The 17494-nt window shown below is 69.0% G+C and carries 13 protein-coding genes; 11 read left to right on the forward strand and 2 right to left on the reverse strand.

The window, feature by feature from the left end; translation table 11 throughout:
- Positions 1-89: 89 nt before the first annotated feature.
- The 6 genes from OH735_RS28305 (at position 90) to OH735_RS28330 (ending at position 7050) form a co-directional block, all read left to right on the forward strand.
- Positions 90-1700, forward strand: a complete 1611-nt coding sequence (locus OH735_RS28305; protein WP_406384448.1) for an ABC-F family ATP-binding cassette domain-containing protein — start codon at positions 90-92, stop codon at positions 1698-1700.
- A gap of 25 nt (positions 1701-1725) precedes the next feature.
- The gene (locus tag OH735_RS28310; protein ID WP_406384449.1) at positions 1726-2385 is read left to right on the forward strand and encodes a histidine phosphatase family protein; all 660 of its coding nucleotides are present in this window, start codon (positions 1726-1728) and stop codon (positions 2383-2385) included.
- Between the two features lie 12 nt (positions 2386-2397).
- Positions 2398-3300, forward strand: coding sequence for an ADP-ribosylglycohydrolase family protein (locus tag OH735_RS28315; protein WP_406384450.1), 903 nt, complete (start codon positions 2398-2400; stop codon positions 3298-3300).
- A 240-nt stretch (positions 3301-3540) separates the two neighbouring features.
- A complete protein-coding gene (locus tag OH735_RS28320) occupies positions 3541-5307 on the forward strand; it encodes a DUF4153 domain-containing protein (RefSeq protein WP_406384451.1) in 1767 nt (588 codons plus the stop codon).
- Between the two features lie 354 nt (positions 5308-5661).
- On the forward strand, positions 5662-6369 hold the full coding sequence (locus OH735_RS28325; protein WP_406384452.1) for a ribonuclease HII: 708 nt from the start codon (positions 5662-5664) through the stop codon (positions 6367-6369).
- A 60-nt stretch (positions 6370-6429) separates the two neighbouring features.
- The gene (locus tag OH735_RS28330; protein ID WP_406384453.1) at positions 6430-7050 is read left to right on the forward strand and encodes a hypothetical protein; all 621 of its coding nucleotides are present in this window, start codon (positions 6430-6432) and stop codon (positions 7048-7050) included.
- A gap of 67 nt (positions 7051-7117) precedes the next feature.
- Here OH735_RS28330 and OH735_RS28335 read toward each other — a convergent pair whose 3' ends face one another.
- Positions 7118-7756, reverse strand: coding sequence for a hypothetical protein (locus tag OH735_RS28335; RefSeq protein WP_406384454.1), 639 nt, complete (start codon positions 7754-7756; stop codon positions 7118-7120).
- 217 nt (positions 7757-7973) lie between these two features.
- Entirely contained in the window at positions 7974-10145 is a 2172-nt protein-coding gene (locus tag OH735_RS28340; protein ID WP_406384455.1) for a RecQ family ATP-dependent DNA helicase, read from the reverse strand.
- A gap of 110 nt (positions 10146-10255) precedes the next feature.
- Here OH735_RS28340 and OH735_RS28345 point away from each other — a divergent pair, with 110 nt between their 5' ends.
- The 5 genes from OH735_RS28345 to OH735_RS28365 all read left to right on the forward strand — a co-directional run bounded on the left by OH735_RS28345 (position 10256) and on the right by OH735_RS28365 (position 17427).
- Complete coding sequence (locus OH735_RS28345) at positions 10256-11548, forward strand: DUF4192 domain-containing protein (RefSeq protein WP_406384456.1); 1293 nt, start codon at positions 10256-10258, stop codon at positions 11546-11548.
- A 319-nt stretch (positions 11549-11867) separates the two neighbouring features.
- Positions 11868-12632, forward strand: coding sequence for an NUDIX domain-containing protein (locus OH735_RS28350; RefSeq protein WP_406384457.1), 765 nt, complete (start codon positions 11868-11870; stop codon positions 12630-12632).
- 111 nt (positions 12633-12743) lie between these two features.
- The gene (locus OH735_RS28355) at positions 12744-14507 is read left to right on the forward strand and encodes an ATP-binding cassette domain-containing protein (protein ID WP_406384458.1); all 1764 of its coding nucleotides are present in this window, start codon (positions 12744-12746) and stop codon (positions 14505-14507) included.
- 160 nt (positions 14508-14667) lie between these two features.
- On the forward strand, positions 14668-15555 hold the full coding sequence (locus tag OH735_RS28360; RefSeq protein WP_406386780.1) for a FadR/GntR family transcriptional regulator: 888 nt from the start codon (positions 14668-14670) through the stop codon (positions 15553-15555).
- A 324-nt stretch (positions 15556-15879) separates the two neighbouring features.
- Entirely contained in the window at positions 15880-17427 is a 1548-nt protein-coding gene (locus OH735_RS28365; protein WP_406384459.1) for an RNA polymerase sigma factor, read from the forward strand.
- The last annotated feature ends 67 nt before the right edge of the window (positions 17428-17494 follow it).

Here is a 17494-nt window from a genome sequence, read left to right on the forward strand (position 1 = left end):
TGCCGGGCGGCTCGCGGCTGTTCCCGGCAGTTCCTCGCTGGGCGCTGCTGCTTCCGCTGCCTGTCGGCTGTCCGAGTTCGGAGGTGCCCTTGCCTGCACAGATTTCACTGCGTGATGTCACCGTGACCCGCGGTGAAAGGCTGCTGCTCGACGATGTCTCACTGACGGTGCGCCCAGGGGAGCGGATCGGCGTCGTGGGAGAGAACGGCGCGGGGAAGACGACCCTGCTCGGCCTGCTCGCCGGCCTGGAACGGCCGGATTCCGGTGAGGCGTTCACGGCGGCCGACGGCGGCACGGGGCTGCTGGCGCAGACGCCAAGACTGCCGCCGGACAGCACGGTCCAGGACGTAATCGACGACGCCCTTGCGGAACTGCGCACGATGGAAAGGAAGTTGCGGGAGGCCGAAGCGGAGCTCGGTACGGCCGACCGCGCCGCTCTCGCCGCCTACGGAGACCTGCTCACGGCTTTCGAACTACGCGGGGGATACGAAGCGGACGCGCGTGTCGACAAGGCGATGCACGGCCTCGGTCTGGCACGCATCGGGCCGACCAGGCGCCTCGGCAGTCTCTCCGGCGGCGAGCAGGCGCGGCTCGGCATCGCCTGCCTGATCGCGGCGTCCCCCGAGGTGATGCTGCTTGACGAACCCACCAACCACCTGGACGGAGCCGCTCTCGACTGGCTGGAGGGCTCACTGCTGTCCCATCCCGGCACGGTGATCGCCGTGTCCCATGACCGGATCTTCCTTGAGCGCGTGACCACAGCGGTGCTTGAGGTCGACTCCGACCGCCGGACCGTCGTGCGCTACGGCGGTGGATACGAGGGATTCCGCACCGAACAGACCGCCGCAAGGCGACGCTGGGAGCAGTCCTATGCGCAGTGGTGCGAGGAGACGGCGCACCTGGAGGAGTACACATCGACCACCGCACACGACGTCGCGGCCGGCCGCGACATCAAGGACAACAACAAGATGGCGTACGACCGGGCCGCGGGCCGGGTCCAGGCCTCGGTCTCCGGGCGGATCCGCAACGCCCGCAAGCGCCTGGAGCGGCTGAGGGAGGAGCCCGTCCCCAGGCCCCCGGACCCTCTGCGCTTCACCGCTCGGCCCATGGCAGGCGCGACCGCAGGGGAGCTGGTGTCCCTGACGGGTATACGGGTGGGTGACCGGCTCGCAGTCGACCGGCTCTCCGTGGCGGCGGGCGAGAGACTGCTGATTCACGGCGGCAACGGAGCGGGGAAGTCGACTCTGCTCCGGGTCATGGCAGGCGTGCTCGAACCGGACGCGGGCCGCGTGGTCCGGCGGGGCGGAATCGGCTACCTCGCGCAGGAGATACCGACGCACCGACCCGCGGAGCGGGTGCTCGCGATGTTCGGCCGGGGACTGCCACTCACCGACGACGAACAGGCGGAGTTGCTGCTCTCGTACGGACTCTTCCGGGCCCGGGATCTCCAGTTGCCGGTCGGATCGCTGTCCGCGGGGCAGCACAGACGTCTCGCCCTCGCCCGCCTGCTGGCCAGGCCCGCGGACCTGCTGCTGCTCGACGAGCCCGCGAATCATCTGGCCCTGGGACTTGTGCAGGAGCTCGAAGAAGCCCTGGTTCTCTGGCGGGGCGCGCTGGTGGTGGTCTCCCACGACAGGGCGCTGCGCCGCCGCTTCACGGGCGGCATCCGCCGGATGGAGTCCGGACAACTGCTCGAATGAGCCGCAGTCGATCTAGGGTCGGTACATGGCACGACCGCAACGCATTGTCCTCGTCCGACACGGGGAGTCCGAAGGCAACGCCGACGACACGGTGTACGAGCGTGAGCCGGACCATGCGCTGAGGCTCACCACGACAGGGCTGCGGCAGGCCAGGGAGGCGGGCGTGCGGCTGCGCGAGCTGTTCGACGGCGAACGGGTCAGCGTGTATGTCTCGCCCTACCGCCGCACGCACGAGACCTTCCGGTCCTTCGGGCTGGACCTCGAGCGGGTGCGGGTGAGGGAGGAGCCGCGGCTGCGGGAACAGGACTGGGGGAACTGGCAGGACCGGGAGGACGTGAGACTGCAGAAGGCGTACCGGGATGCTTACGGGCACTTCTTCTACCGCTTCGCCCAAGGCGAGTCCGGGGCAGACGTGTACGACAGGGTCGGGGCCTTCCTGGAGAGCCTGTACCGGAGTTTCGAAGCCCCTGACCACCCGCCGAATGTTCTGCTGGTCACGCACGGGCTGACCATGCGTTTGTTCTGCATGCGCTGGTTCCACTGGTCGGTGGCCGAGTTCGAATCGCTGTCCAATCCGGGCAACGGCGAGATCAGGGCACTGATACTCGGAGAGGACGGGCGCTACACCCTTGACCGGCCGTTCGAACGCTGGCGCACCCCTGAGCCGTACGGCATCACCGGATAGAGTGGAAGGGAGATGACAACCGCTGACTCCGCCTCCGAGCAACGTCTCGAACGCGCCCTGGCCAGCCTGCGTGGACTGGCTGTGGGAGACGCCCTGGGTTCCCAGTTCTTTGTTCCGGCCAACTATCCGTTGCTGAAGCAGCGCGGACTCCCACCCGGCCCCTGGCAGTGGACGGACGACACCGAGATGGCCTCCTCGGTGCTGGCCGTGCTGGTGAGGCACGAGCGAATCGACCAGGACGCGCTCGCTCATTCCTTCGCCGACCACCACGACTTCGACCGCGGATACGGCCCCGCCGTGAACCGGCTGCTCCGCCTGGTGCGGGAAGGCGGCGACTGGCGGGAGCTGGCGTCCGCCCTGTTCAACGGACAGGGCTCCTGGGGCAATGGCTCGGCGATGCGCATCGCGCCGCTCGGTGCCTGGTACGCGGACGACCCGGAGCAGGCCACACACCAGGCCGAGATCTCCTCGTACACCACGCATCAGCATCGCGAGGCCGTCGTGGGTGCGATGGCTGTTGCGGCCGCCGCGTCGCTGGCGGCGGCGCCTGCGGGACCGTCCACCCCGACAGAACTTCTTGACGGTGTGATCGCGCTCGTACCGCGCAGCGCGGTCGGCGCCGGGCTGCGCCGGGCACGCGACATGCTCGACTACGGCGATGCCGGGACGGTCGCCGCGGTCCTCGGCAACGGCCGGCGCACCAGTGCACATGACACCGTTCCGTTCGCCCTCTGGTCGGCGGCGCGAAGTCTCGGCGATTTCGAGCAGGCGTTCTGGGTGACGGCCCAAGCGGGCGGCGATGTCGACACGACCTGTGCGATCGTCGGCGGGATCGTCGCGGCGGGCAAGTCGGGCGCACCGCCTGCCGACTGGTCGGCACAGACGGAGGAGCTGCCGGACTGGCTCCCGCGGTAGGGCGAAGGGCGGTGACAGCGGTGCCGATGACGATGACGCGGTGCGTCGATCGGATCGCGCGACTGTCACGGTACTGCCACAGCCCTTCCTCTCACGGCCGGTATCCGTAAGGGGAAGTTACTCTTTCGGCCACGTCGCCCTCGGTGATCATCCTGACGGGCGCGCACCGAAATGAGACGCCGGGGTGCCCCCGCGCTGCCCAGTGGCGGTGCGTGCAGACCGCGGTGGGGGAGGGGTCCTATGTCCGATCACACGTCAGAAACACCTTGGCCGGAGGATGCCCCCGCGGGACCCGAGCGGTCCGAGGGGTCCGAGCTGACGGAGCGGTCGGAGCGTGACGGGAGGTCCGGGACGGCCGCGATGCCGAAGGCTCCGATACCGGAGCCCCGCGGCGCAGCCGCCGAGCCGCCGAAGGTGCCGGCCTACGCGCAACAGGATGGACAGCAGCGCCCGCCCAACCCCTGGCGGCAGGGCAGACCCCAGGCCTCGGCGGTCTCGCGACTTCGCCCGGCCAAGCCCGCCGCCATCCGGAGCGCGACACTCTGTTCCGTCCTGGCCACCGCGATACTGAGCGCCATCCTGCTGGGTGACGGCCTCGGCCTGAACCTCCTGATCGTCGCGGCTCCCGCAGCGCTCGCGGCTTACTTCGCCGCACAGGCGGCCGGTCGCCGGCTCCGGCCATGGACAGCTGTCTGGGCGGTCGGCGGCCTCGCGCTCCTCGCTGTCCCGGCCCTTCGGGACGCCGGATGGCCCACCTTCCTGGCCGTCGTATCGGCCGTCGCGCTGGGCTCACTCGCCCTGCACGGCAGTCGCAGCTGGCTCGGGGTGTTTCTCGGCTCACTGGGCCTGTTCAGCTCCATCGCCGACGGCCTGGCCTGGGGCGGCCGAGGAGTGCGCGAACGGATGGCAGACCCCCGGGGCCGACTCGGAATCGCATTCCGCACCACTGGTGTGGCGGTCGTCCTGCTCATCGTGTTCGGCACACTGTTCGCAAGCGCCGATGCCGCCTTCGCCGACGTGCTCGGCAACCTGATCCCGGAAGTTTCGGTGGGCGACAGCCCCTGGCGGCTGTTCCTCTTCGTGATCGGCCTGGTCGGTGCGCTCGCCGCCGCGTACAGCGCAGCCGCACCAGTACGGTGGGACGGCATCACCGTTCGTCCGGGGAAGGCTCGCGGACGGCTGGAATGGGCCCTTCCGCTCATCGTGCTCAACCTGCTGTTCGCCGTCTTCATCGCCATCCAGATCACTGTGCTGCTCGGCGGATACGACAAGGTCATGGCCGAAACCGATCTGAGCTACTCCCAATACGCCCGGCAGGGTTTCTGGCAGCTTCTCTGGGCCACGCTCCTCACGCTGCTGGTGATCGCGATCGCCCTGCGCTGGGCTCCTCGCGGACGGGGCAGTGACCGAACTCTCGTACGGAGCGTGCTCGGCACGCTGTGCCTGCTCACCCTCGTAGTCGTGACGTCCGCACTGCGGCGCATGGACCTGTATGTCGATGCGTACGGTCTGACACGGTTGCGTATATCCGTGGCTGCGGTGGAACTCTGGCTCGGCGTGGTTCTCGTCCTGATCATGGTGGCCGGCGTGTTCGGTGCCCGGCTGCTGCCGCGCGCCGTCGCCGCCAGCGCAGCCGTCGCCGTGCTCGCGTTCGGACTGGTCTCGCCCGACGGGCTGATCGCGAAGCAGAACGTCCAGCGGTACCGCAACGACCACTCGATCGACATCGACTACCTCCGGGACCTCTCGGCCGACGCCGTACCGGCCCTGGATACGCTGCCCGAGCCACTGCGCTCCTGCGCACTCAAGGACATCCAACGGTCGCTGCGATCCTCGGACACCCCGTGGTACGCCACGAGCTGGGGCGAGGCGCGGGCCCGGGACATTCTGCGAAAGCGGAGTTCGGAGGACCTGGCACAGAATTGCGCGGCTTCGCGTACGGGCGGCGGTGGCAGCGATCGAGGCGGTGACGAAGACGATCAGTACGACCCCTACGACCCGTACTGATGTGAGCCGGGCCGGACGGATCTGGCCCGACAGGTCCCGACAGGTCCCGACAGGTCCCGACAGGTCCCGACAGGTACAGGAGGCGCACCGTTCCGCGCTGCGTTCCATGCTTCACGAATGTGACGCAAGTATGGGGGGAGCACTCCAGTTTGCGAACCCCAGTGGAGTTTTCCCGGCTTCGGCACAACCGTTCGCGACCGCCGACCGCGTACATATGACTCGGCTGACGCGTGTACCGCAGCAAACTGAACAACGAGGGCCACGACCGAGCCGCAAACCGTTCCGCGGCTCGGTCGGCCGACGGGTGCCCCGGGGTGTTGCCGGCGTACCCATCGGCGTACGCTGACAGGCGCCATGCCGTACGAACCACCCACGCACACCGTCGAGCGCTCACTGCGCGCGACCACTGGTGCCAAGACCGTCGCCGGTGTCGACGAGGTCGGACGCGGAGCGTGGGCGGGACCAGTCACAGTGTGTGCGGCCGTCACCGGCCTTCGCAGACCTCCCGCCGGACTCACCGACTCCAAGCTGATCAGCCCCAAGCGCCGCGCGGAGCTGGCCCCGTTGCTGGAGCGTTGGGTCACCACGTTCGCTCTGGGAGATGCGTCTCCGCAGGAGATCGACGACCTGGGCATGACAGCTGCGCTTCGCCTCGCCGCCGTGCGCGCCCTCGAAGCCCTGCCGGTCCGACCCGACGCGGTGATACTCGACGGCAAACACGACTACCTGGGAGAGCCCTGGCAGGTCCGCACTGTGATCAAGGGCGACCAGTCCTGTATCGCGGTCGCGGCGGCTTCGGTGATCGCGAAGGTTCGACGAGACACGATGATGGCCGAACTGGGCGCGGCTTCCGAGTACGCCGCCTTCGCCTTCGACGCCAATGCCGGCTACCCGTCGCCCGTGCACCGGGCCGCGCTGGAGGAGTGGGGGCCCACGCCCCTGCACCGCCTTTCGTGGTCCTACCTCGACGCGCTGCCCAGGTGGCAGCACCTCAAGAAGGTCCGCTTCTCCGCCGAGGCGGCTGCACTGGAAAGCGGGGGCCAACTCGGCTTCGACTTCTGATTGCGCACATGTACCCACCCGCCTATGCCTTGCGCGTCGGCGTTTGATAGACAAACACCCATGCCTCTCACCCCCGAGGAGCCTCAGATTCACGAGAGCGCCCAGGGTCCCCGCGTCACTCCGGCCACAGGCCGCACCGCGTCGACCCCCCGTCCTGTACCCGGCCCGCGTTCAGCGGCCATGCCGCGCCCGGGTCGCCCGGGACCCGGCCCCGCGAGGCCCGCGCCCCCGGCGCAGCGCCCGCACTCCACCTCCGGCCAGCCGCAGGCGGCCCGGTCGGAGAATCGTTCCGCACCACAGATCCAGCTGATCCCCGCCTCGGCCGCCGGAGCACTTGACGCCGCCGACGAAGCGGTGGATCTGCTGCTCGACTCCGGACGCGCGCCGGGCGACATCCTGGTGCTCACCACCGGAGAACAGCACCCGTGGGCTGCGCACGAACTCACCTTCGGTGAGGCCGCCTACTGGGCGCAGCACGACGTCGGCGACGATGTCTTCTTCGCCGGTGCCGCAGCCACGGACCGGCTCAAGCCCCGGCCCGTAGTGGTCGTCGCCGTCAACGGGGACGGTGGTGACGCCGTTGCCGGTGTGCTGTCCGGTGCCCGTGAACGAGCAGGTGCGTTGCTGATCGTGTGCGGAGACCCACAGCGGATCAACACAGAGCTCGGCGCCGGCGTCTGATCCGTAGGGGGTGAAGGACTGGGGCGACCCGGCTGCCCGAGAGGGTGGCCGGGCCCGCGACCACGGGTCAGCGTGCTGCGGTGCGCCGCAGCGCCTGAGCCGCACCGCCGCCGGTGCGCAGCGGGACCGGATCAGGGTCCAGCGACGTTTCGGCGAGCGCGGACGGCCGCGAGGTGGAGTTGGGTCGACGCCCGCTCCGGCCCTCGCCCAACACCTGCCAGCCGCCGCGGGTCAGCGTGATGTACGCACCGCACCGCAGGCCGTGCAATGTGCACGCGTCCCGCAGGCCCCACATCCATGCCCCGTCCTCCTCCGTCCAACGCTCGTCGCCCTCACGGCAGTAGAGGAGTACGGCGGTGCGGACAGGCGTGCGGCGGCGAAGGTCGTGCGGAATCACCCGGCGTATGTGCGCCAGCAGCGCGTTGCGGAAATCCCAGCCGTCCGCGGTAACGGAGCGGCGGGCGAACGAGGCGCTGGCTGTGAGGCGTTCATCGTGGTCGAGTACGGCGACGACAGCGGTTTCCGGTGCGGGCCGGTGCCTGGCATGCAGGCCGCTGACCACCTCACGGGGGTTGCGCAGCAACGGTATGCCCGCTTCTGCCCACTCGGCCGGTTCGAGCATCCTGGCAAGGCGGTTGGCGGATTCGACGGATGCCGAAGACGCCGATATCGAAGTGGCTGCGGACGGAGCGAATCCGAAGGTCACGGTCCTCCCTTCGCATGCGCGCCCACGGTGCGGGCAGGGTCGAGTGAGGGCGCACCGCGGCACAGCCCTTCAGGGCCGCGAAAGGGCCGTGCGGGGAGCGAGTCCAATTCTTCCTGGCGTATCGGCGGGCGGCAACGAGCAATTGGCGCAGCTGACGGGAATCAGCCGGAATGACTCTGATATCCCTGCCCATGCCGTGCTCGGATGACGCCTCCCATCACGCCTGAACCGCGAGGACCAGCGGAAACACCCCCTTTGCCCCGGCACGGCGCAGCAGTCGCGCCGCCACGGCCAGTGTCCAGCCGGTGTCCGAGAGATCGTCCACGAGCAGTACGGGACCGCCCGCGGTGACCAAGGCGTCGGCCAACTCGGGCTCCACGACCAACGCTTCGTGCAGAGCCCGAACCCGCTGTGCGCTGTTGGTCTGTGAGATCCGCACGCCATCGGTCTCCGGCGCATAGGTGACACTGCCCAGCAGGGGCATCCGGCCGACCTCGGCGATGCGGCTGCCGAGCGACTGGATGAGCTGCGGCTTGCTGCGTGAGGCGATGGTGACCACTCCGACCGGCCGAGGTGCGGCGTCCTCACCCCGGGAGGCCCAGCCCCCGGGACCCTTGGCCCAGTCGGCCAGCACACTGACGACCGCGTTCGTCACATCGTCCGGCACGGGGGCATCCGCCGTCTGCGCCGCCAGCATCGGACGTAGCCGGTTGCCCCAGCCAATGTCGGAGAGCCGGCCCAGCGCACGGCCGGGGAACGACAGCTCTCCCGCAGGAATACGGCCCTTGAGATCGACACCCACGGCGGCGAGACCGGTCGGCCACATCTTGCGGGGCTCCACCTCCACGCCGGGCCTGGCGAGTTCGCCCCGGGCACCGTCCAGTGCCGCCCCCGACACGTGGTCGTCGAAGCGGGCCCCCGCGCAGTTGTCACAACGTCCGCATGCGGATGCGTTCTCGTCGTCCAGCTGGCGGCGCAGGAACTCCATGCGGCAGCCGGTCGTCGTCGCGTATTCGCGCATCGCCTGTTGCTCGGAGGCCCGTTGGCGGGCCACCCAGGCGTAGCGCTCGGAGTCGTACACCCAGGGCTCACCCGTGGCGATCCAGCCGCCCTTCACCCGCCTGACAGCGCCATCGACATCGAGCACCTTGAGCATGGTCTCCAGCCGGGTGCGTCTCAGATCGACCAGCGGCTCCAGAGCAGGCAGCGAAAGCGGGCGGCCCGCCTGCGCGAGAGCATCGATCGTCCGACGGACCTGTTCCTCGGGAGGGAAGGCAACCGATGCGAAGTACTGCCAGATTGCCTCGTCCTCCTTGCCCGGGAGCAGCAGCACCTCCGCATGCTCGACGCCGCGGCCCGCGCGCCCCACCTGTTGGTAGTAGGCGATGGGGGAGGAGGGGGAGCCGAGATGAACGACGAAACCCAGGTCGGGCTTGTCGAATCCCATGCCCAGAGCGGACGTTGCCACCAGGGCCTTGACGTGATTGGCAAGGAGGTCGTCCTCGGCCTGCTGGCGGTCGGCGTTCTCGGTGCGGCCGGTGTAGGACGCCACCGTGTGGCCGCACTGGCGCAGATACGTGGTGATTTCCTCGGCGGCCGCGACCGTCAGCGTGTAGATGATCCCCGAGCCGGGGAGTTCCTTGAGGTGATCGCCCAGCCAGGCCAACCGGTGTGCGGCATTGGGAAGTTGAAGGACGCCAAGGCTGAGGCTCTCCCGGTCCAGCGGGCCACGCAGGACGAGAGCATCCGTATTTGCACCGGTGCCCAGCTGCTCCGCGACATCCGCGGTCACCCGCGCGTTCGCGGTGGCCGTGGTCGCCAGCACGGGTACGCCGGCGGGCAGATCGGCCAGCATGGTCCGCAGACGTCGGTAGTCGGGCCGGAAGTCATGACCCCAGTCGGAAATGCAGTGCGCCTCGTCGACCACGAGGAGCCCGGTCGCGGCTGCAAGCCGGGGCAGGACCTGGTCCCGGAAATCGGGATTGTTGAGACGCTCCGGGCTGACCAGCAGCACGTCCACCTCCCCGGCCGCAACTTCGGCCTGGACGGTGTCCCACTCCTCGGTGTTGGACGAATTGATCGTGCGGGCGCTGATTCCTGCCCGAGCCGCCGCCGCGACCTGGTTGCGCATCAACGCCAGCAGTGGCGAGACGATCACGGTCGGTCCGCCGCCCCGCGCCCGGAGCAGCGATGTCGCGACGAAGTACACGGCGGACTTGCCCCAGCCGGTTCGCTGGACGACCAGGGCCCTGCGCTTGTCGGCGACGAGTGCCTCGATGGCTCGCCACTGGTCCTCCCGCAGCCGTGCAGCACCTGAGGTGTCCCCGACGAGTTGGGCGAGTACTGAATCGGCCGAAGCCCTGAGCTCTGCGCGGTCTGCGTTGGTCATGCCCCCATGCAACCCGATGACTACGACAAACCGCGAACGACCCCGCGCCCCTGTGGATAAAGTTATCCACAGGGGTCGCGGAATTTGGCCGCTCGCGGGACGGTCGTGCCATGAACCAGCACCACGAATCCACCGGTCCGGTCGGCGAGCAGCAGATCACCCTGCGGGGGCCTGCCGAGCTCGCCGATGCCCTCCCCTATCTCATGGGGTTCCACCCGAACGACAGCGTGGTCATGGTCGCCCTGCACGGCGGCCGGGGGCGCTTCGGCGGGCGGCTCAGGCTCGGCATCCCTCAGGCACCCCAGGAATGGGCGTCCGTCGCCAAGCAGCTTGCCGAGTGCCTGATTAAGGGAAGCGAACGGCGTGGGGAGCGCCCTGACGCGATTGTCATCTTCCTCTGCCAGGACCCGGCCCAGGGCGAGAGCCGCAGCCAGACGATGGAGCGGCTGCGTCCCCTTGCCCAGCACCTGCGTACGGCCTGCGGCGCCCTCGAGGTACCCGTACTCGAAGCACTCTGCATCTCTGGCGGCCGCTACTGGTCGTACTGCTGCCCGGACAGTCGCTGTTGCCCGGCTGAAGGGAACCAGATGGCTATGCCCGGCACCTCTGTGATGGCGGCCGCCGCCGCGTACGCGGGCATTCAAGTGCGCGGAACGCTGCGGGAGATGGAGGCCAGGCTCGAACCGCTGAACACCGAGATGGCGGCAGACCAGCAACGGGCACTCGACTCGGCCGGTGCCGAGCTGGTGCCGAAGATCCTCGACGAAGCGGGACGCAAGGACGTGGCCCGGGAGACCTTGGGACTCGCGCGAAGGCTCATGAAACGCCTCAGGGAGGCGCCGATGGCGGCGCCTTCCGCGTCGGACATCAATGACGACCGGTTGATCAGCCATGACGAGGCCGCTGCGGTGATCCTCGGACTGCAGGACCGGGAAACCCGCGACAAGGCCGCGCAATGGATGGAAGGACCTGAAGCCGATTCCGCGTTGCGGCTCTGGCGGGCGCTGTCCCGTCGCTGTGTCGCGCCGTACGAGGAGCACGCCGCGGCGCCGCTGACCCTGGCCGGATGGGTCTCCTGGTCGACAGGTGATGAACCGGGTGCACGGGTGGCGCTGGGTCTCGCTTTGCGAGTGGACCCTGGGTACACCTTTGCTCAGCTCCTCCACGAGGCGTGTAACCAAGGCCTCGACCCGGAGACGCTGCGCCGCTGTCTCCGGGGTGAGCGCAATGCCCGGACGGGTCGGCGCCCCCGCCCGGACCGGACGCGGCCCCGCACCGTACGCCCGACCGCCACTCGGCGAAGGAAGACCACTTCGGGCTCGAATCGCCCCGAAGCAGCTGTTGCCCGACGCCGGTCCGGGCAAGTTTCCCCGAGCCGTCGAGGGTCCAGGAGCGGTCGATGACCGCCACCCTCGGCCGACAACGCCGTGGCCGTTGCAGGCGGTCCTCAGCCAGGGGCCGCAGCCGGTCGGCGCTCCGTACGACACCGGCTTGAAGCGGCCCGCAGCCCTCCGGGCCAAGGGGGCGGAGGAGGCAAAGGACTCGGTGATCTCCGGGGGGTCGGTGGCCGGCGCCCCGGAGGGTCCGGGGCGGTGAGTTGGAGTGATCACGCCGGAGTAGTCGGGTCGCAGTAGGCGTGCCGCAGTACGCGGCAAACGTAGCCATGTTTACGAGCACGGCGAAGGGAGTGTTTATCGTCAGGCAGACGACTATGATCACCGCATGCCGCCCTACGACCCGTCGACCTTCCCGCCCTTCGCTGTCACCGTCGACCTGGTTGTGCTCACGGTGCGCCGTCACGCGCTCTGTGCGCTGGTGGTGCGCCGAGGCGAGCCGCCATTCCAGGGGCGATGGGCGCTGCCCGGCGGGTTCGTCAAAGCCGATGAGGATCTCGGAGCCGCAGCGGCGCGCGAACTCGTCGAGGAGACCGGACTGTGCGCCCAGGATCCTGCAGCCCCGGCGGTCGGCAACGGTGCCCATCTTGAACAGCTCGCCACCTACGGTGATCCCGGGCGCGACCCCCGGATGAGGGTCGTCAGCGTCGCTCACCTCGCTCTGGCCCCCGATCTGCCGGCACCGCGGGCCGGCGGCGATGCGAACAGTGCGCGTTGGGCGCCGGTCGAGGATCTGCTCGGGCCGGAGAGCGGGCTCGGCCATGAGGGCGAGGACCAGACCCCGCTCGCCTTCGATCATGCGCAGATCCTTGCCGATGGCGTGGAACGGGCGCGTTCCAAGATCGAGTACTCCTCCCTGGCCACCGCTTTCTGTCCGCCGGCGTTCACGGTCGGTGAGCTGCGGAGGGTGTACGAGGCGGTGTGGGGCGTGGTTCTCGACCCGCGGAATTTTCACCGCAAGGTGACGGGTACGCCAGGGTTCCTGGTGCCTGCCGGCGGAACGACCACGCGCCAGGGTGGTCGCCCTGCCCAGCTTTTCCGGGTCGGCGCGGCCACGGTGCTCAACCCGCCGATGCTGAGGCCGGAAGTCTGACCTGGCGGAACGCCCGCAAGGTCGATGCTGCACCAAAAGTCGAATATGTCGCGTTATCTTGCTGCGGTACCGCCCTGCCGCCGAGCGGTCTCACCTTCCGCGAGAGAAGCGATGCTCCAGGCCATCGGACTCACCAGCGCTCCACGCCACGGCCTTCCGGCCGCCGTGCACGACCTCACCTTCGAGGCCCGGCCGGGCCACGTCACCGCGCTTCTGGGTGCCCCCGGCTCGGGCAAGACCTCCGCCCTCCGTCTAATGCTCGAACTCGACCCGGGACGAGGGGTCACCTACTTCCGGGGCAGGCCGCTGCACCGCATTCCGCACCCGGCACGGGAGGTCGGAGTGCTCCTCGGGGACGTCCCGGGTCATCCCGCCCGCACCGTCCGCGGTCAGCTCCGTATGCTCTGCGCCGCCGCAGGTGTACCGGCATCCCGGGCCGACGAACTGCTCGAGGCCGTAGGTCTCGCCGGACTCCGGGATCAGCGCGTCGGCACACTCTCGCTCGGTATGGACCGCCTGCTCGCCCTGGCTTCGGCACTGCTCGGCGACCCGCACACGCTCATCCTCGACGATCCCGCAGAAGGGCTCTCTGTGCGCGAGGAGTGCCGGCTGCACGGCCTGCTCCAGTCGCACGCCACCCAGGGCGGCACCGTTCTCTACGCCACGGCCGATCCCAAGGAAGCCGCGTGGGTCGCCGACCATGTGGTCACCATCGACGACGGACGTCTCGTCGCGGACCAGAGCGTCGACGACTTCTCGCGGACCCGTCTCCGCCCCCGGGTCGCGATCCGGACCCCGCACGCAGCGCGCCTCGCTGCCGTCCTCGCCCGTGAGGCCCGAGCGGCCCGGCGCTCGGTCGAGGTGGTCACCGAAGCAAGCGGCCGTCTCTCCGTCTACGGTTCCACCTGCGCGGAAATCGGCGACGCGGCATTCCGGCACGGGCTCCCGGTGCACCAACTCGCCGACGAGGTGGCGGACGACGGTCCCGCACGTCCCACGGAGCCCGCGGAGCCGGCAGACACCGGCGAAGAGGAGACCGAATCGCGACCGGCCGCGCAGGCATCCGGGCCGGAACTGCTCCCGCCGATCCGCCGTCGCTCGGCCCGCGGACCGCTCCACCCGCTGCGCTACGAGCTGCGCCGCCTCTTCGGCGTCAGAACAACAACCTTGGTCATGGCCGCCGTGCTTGTCGCCTCGGTCGGGCTCTCCCTTCTCCTCGCCCGCTCCGGCCATGCTCAGCTGCCGAAGGTGCTGGCGGGCTGGCCGTCGCTGCTGCCGCTGCCACCCGCGGCAGTCGGAGCCGGACTGATCGGCGCCCTCTCCTTCGGCGACGAGTTCCGCTACCCCGCGCTCGCGGCGGGCCGAGGCACCGTCCCCCGGCGTCTGGGACTGCTTCTCGCCAAGCTGGTGGTGTCAGCGGGCGTCGCCCTGGTGCTCGCCGTGATCGTCGTGCTGGCGTCCGCCGAAGCCATTCACCTGGTGTACGGCGACGATTTGATCAAGGTGCCACCGAATTCGGCATTCCTGGGCGCAGGTTGGGCGGGACTGACGGTCGGCTGCGCCTGGGCGGGCCTCTTGGCCGCCGGAGTGTTCAGGGTGGCGACGGCCGGAGTTGCCGCCGTGCTGGCCGTTCCCGTACTCGTCGTTCCGTTTGTTCAGCACGTGCTGGCGGGGTCGGCCTCCCGTCCGGTCGCCGGACTTCCGGGCAGGCTTCGCGAGCTGGTGTGGCCGCGCTGGCCGTACGAGACGGATCGGTGGGTGGCGGCTGTCGTGCGCGTGGTGGCACACCCCGTGGGTACCGCGCTGTCATTGTCGTTGTCGGCCCTGATCTGTGCGTATCTGTTCACCAGCCTTCGCAGCAGGGTTCGTTGGTGATCGCAGGGTTTCGTCGGGCCGCTCCAAGGCTGGCAACTTCCTTGAAGGCGCCCGATTTCCACCGATAAGGCGTCAATTGGGGGGTGGGTGGCGATCACCCTTTCGTGTGCTTTTCACCAAAGACCTCAAGGGTCGGGTGAGCCGCGCCGACAAAGGATGCGTGAGTACCCTTGCGCACACCATGATGACCGCCGCCCGCTCCGCCGATTCCGGCCTCGCCGGCCCGGGTGAACTCGACCGCTACCCGTATGCGGAGGCGCCGGCCGGCGAGCGTGCCCCTCTTCGCTCCTGGGACGGTCCCGATGCCGACCTCGGCCGAGCGGGCCGACGGGGCTCGGCCAGTCGGGGCCGCGGCCTCCACGGCCAACTCGTCCAGCAGCTGGGTCAGATGATCGTCTCCGGTGATCTGGGTGCCGACCGGCCCCTCGTGCCGGAAGAGATCGGTCAGCGTTTCGAGGTCTCTCGCACCGTCGTACGCGAATCGCTGCGCGTTCTTGAGGCCAAAGGCTTGGTCAGTGCCCGGCCCAACGTGGGCACCCGGGTCCGCCCCGTCAGTGACTGGAACCTACTGGACCCCGACATCATCGAATGGCGCGCCTTCGGGCCGCAGCGTGAGGATCAGCGCCGCGAGCTGGGCGAGCTCCGGTGGACGATCGAACCGCTCGCGGCCCGTCTCGCCGCAGGCCATGGTCGCGAGGACATTCAGCAGCGCCTCGGCGACATGGTCGAGATCATGGGGCACGCGCTCGGACAGGGAGATGGGATCACCTGTTCCCGGGCCGACGCGGAATTCCACTCCCTGCTCATCCAGGCAGCGGGCAATCGCATGCTCGAGCACCTCTCCGGCATCGTTTCCGCGGCGCTACAGGTTTCGGGTGGCCCTGTCACGGGCTGCGACCGCCCCACCGAGGCGTCCCTCGGTCACCACGCGCGCATCGTCGAAGCCCTCGCATCGGGCGATTCGGCCGGCGCCGAGGCGGCCATGCGTCAACTGCTCGTCGTCCACCCCGAGGTGGAACGGGTGGTGCCCGCCCCCCGCGAGCACTGAGCGCAGCACGGCCAGGGTGTACGAACCACGTGTCGCCGGACCCTCATGGTCCGGCGGCACAATTGTGGTGGAATCGCACCCATGGTCACGTTCGTCGCAAATGAGGTGTGACTCGGGCCACGCGGATTGGGCGTAACACTCCTCGAAACAGTGCGATGACTTAAGAGGTGACCGCCGCGGAAGGAATACAGCAGCCATTCAGTGCGCTGTGCAGTTCTGAGGCCAAACCCGCGCCGTCGGTACATTCCCAGCCCGGCGGTCGTCGGTTCCAGCCCTCTCCAGGGCCGGACCGGAAGCCGTTTCCATCGTTCCGAGAGGTTGTTCGTGTCGGCCAGCACATCCCGTACGCTCCCGCCGGAGATCGCCGAGTCCGAGTCTGTGATGGCGCTCATCGAGCGGGGAAAGGCTGATGGGCAGATCGCCGGCGATGACGTGCGTCGGGCCTTCGAGGCTGACCAGATTCCGCCAACCCAGTGGAAGAATGTTCTGCGCAGCCTCAACCAGATCCTCGAGGAAGAGGGTGTGACGCTGATGGTCAGTGCCGCGGAGCCGTCCAAACGTGCCCGCAAGAGCGTCGCAGCAAAGAGCCCGGTCAAGCGCACCGCCACCAAGACTGTCGCGGCGAAGACGACCGTGACCAGGACGGTCGCGGCCACTGCCGCCCCGTCGGCAGAGACCGTGGACGTGGTGGCTGACGACGCTGCCGCGGCCGGCCCTGCGAAGAAGGCAGCAGCCAAGAAGACGGCTGCCAAGAAGACCGCCGTGAAGAAGACGGCGGCCAAGAAGGCAACAGCGAAGAAGTCCGGAAAGCAGGACGACGAGCTCCTCGACGGCGACGAGGCGGCCGAGGAAGTAAAGGCCGGCAAGGTCGACGAAGAGGAGGGCGAGGGCGAGAACAAGGGCTTCGTCCTCTCCGACGACGACGAGGACGACGCGCCTGCGCAGCAGGTTGCCGTCGCCGGCGCCACCGCCGACCCGGTCAAGGACTACCTGAAGCAGATCGGCAAGGTTCCCCTCCTCAACGCCGAACAGGAGGTCGAGCTTGCCAAGCGCATCGAGGCGGGTCTGTTCGCCGAGGACAAGCTGGCGAACTCCGACAAGCTCGCGCCGAAGCTCAAGCGCGAGCTGGAAATCATCGCCGAGGACGGTCGCCGCGCCAAGAACCACCTGCTGGAGGCCAACCTCCGTCTCGTGGTTTCGCTGGCCAAGCGCTACACCGGCCGCGGCATGCTCTTCCTGGACCTGATCCAGGAAGGCAACCTCGGTCTGATCCGCGCGGTCGAGAAGTTCGACTACACCAAGGGCTACAAGTTCTCCACGTACGCCACCTGGTGGATCCGTCAGGCGATCACCCGCGCCATGGCCGACCAGGCCCGCACCATCCGTATCCCGGTGCACATGGTGGAGGTCATCAACAAGCTTGCCCGTGTGCAGCGCCAGATGCTCCAGGACCTGGGTCGCGAGCCCACGCCGGAGGAGCTGGCCAAGGAACTCGACATGACCCCCGAGAAGGTCATCGAGGTCCAGAAGTACGGGCGCGAGCCGATCTCCCTCCACACCCCGCTGGGTGAGGACGGGGACAGCGAGTTCGGTGACCTGATCGAGGACTCCGAGGCGGTCGTCCCGGCCGACGCGGTCAGCTTCACGCTTCTCCAGGAGCAGCTGCACTCGGTGCTCGACACGCTCTCCGAGCGTGAGGCCGGCGTGGTCTCGATGCGCTTCGGTCTCACCGACGGCCAGCCGAAAACGCTGGACGAGATCGGCAAGGTCTACGGCGTGACGCGCGAGCGCATCCGTCAGATCGAGTCGAAGACCATGTCGAAGCTGCGCCACCCGTCGCGTTCGCAGGTGCTGCGCGATTACCTCGACTAGGTCACAGAAGAACACAGGCCGAGGGGCCCGGATCCCGCAGGGGAGCCGGGCCCCTCGGCCTATCTGC

The sequence above is a fragment of the Streptomyces sp. NBC_01618 genome (genome assembly GCF_045209435.1).
Lineage (GTDB): Bacteria > Actinomycetota > Actinomycetes > Streptomycetales > Streptomycetaceae > Streptomyces.

What these genes read in the sequence shown, in the direction of transcription:
- OH735_RS28330 (WP_406384453.1), top strand. Translation starts at nt 6,430, where the DNA reads ATGCCTCTCACCCCCGAGGAGCCTCAGATTCACGAGAGCGCCCAGGGT.
- OH735_RS28325 (WP_406384452.1), top strand. Translation starts at nt 5,662, where the DNA reads ATGCCGTACGAACCACCCACGCACACCGTCGAGCGCTCACTGCGCGCG.
- OH735_RS28350 (WP_406384457.1), top strand. Translation starts at nt 11,868, where the DNA reads ATGCCGCCCTACGACCCGTCGACCTTCCCGCCCTTCGCTGTCACCGTC.
- OH735_RS28345 (WP_406384456.1), top strand. Translation starts at nt 10,256, where the DNA reads ATGAACCAGCACCACGAATCCACCGGTCCGGTCGGCGAGCAGCAGATC.
- OH735_RS28355 (WP_406384458.1), top strand. Translation starts at nt 12,744, where the DNA reads ATGCTCCAGGCCATCGGACTCACCAGCGCTCCACGCCACGGCCTTCCG.
- OH735_RS28320 (WP_406384451.1), top strand. Translation starts at nt 3,541, where the DNA reads ATGTCCGATCACACGTCAGAAACACCTTGGCCGGAGGATGCCCCCGCG.
- OH735_RS28315 (WP_406384450.1), top strand. Translation starts at nt 2,398, where the DNA reads ATGACAACCGCTGACTCCGCCTCCGAGCAACGTCTCGAACGCGCCCTG.
- OH735_RS28310 (WP_406384449.1), top strand. Translation starts at nt 1,726, where the DNA reads ATGGCACGACCGCAACGCATTGTCCTCGTCCGACACGGGGAGTCCGAA.
- OH735_RS28340 (WP_406384455.1), bottom strand. Translation starts at nt 10,145, where the DNA reads ATGACCAACGCAGACCGCGCAGAGCTCAGGGCTTCGGCCGATTCAGTA.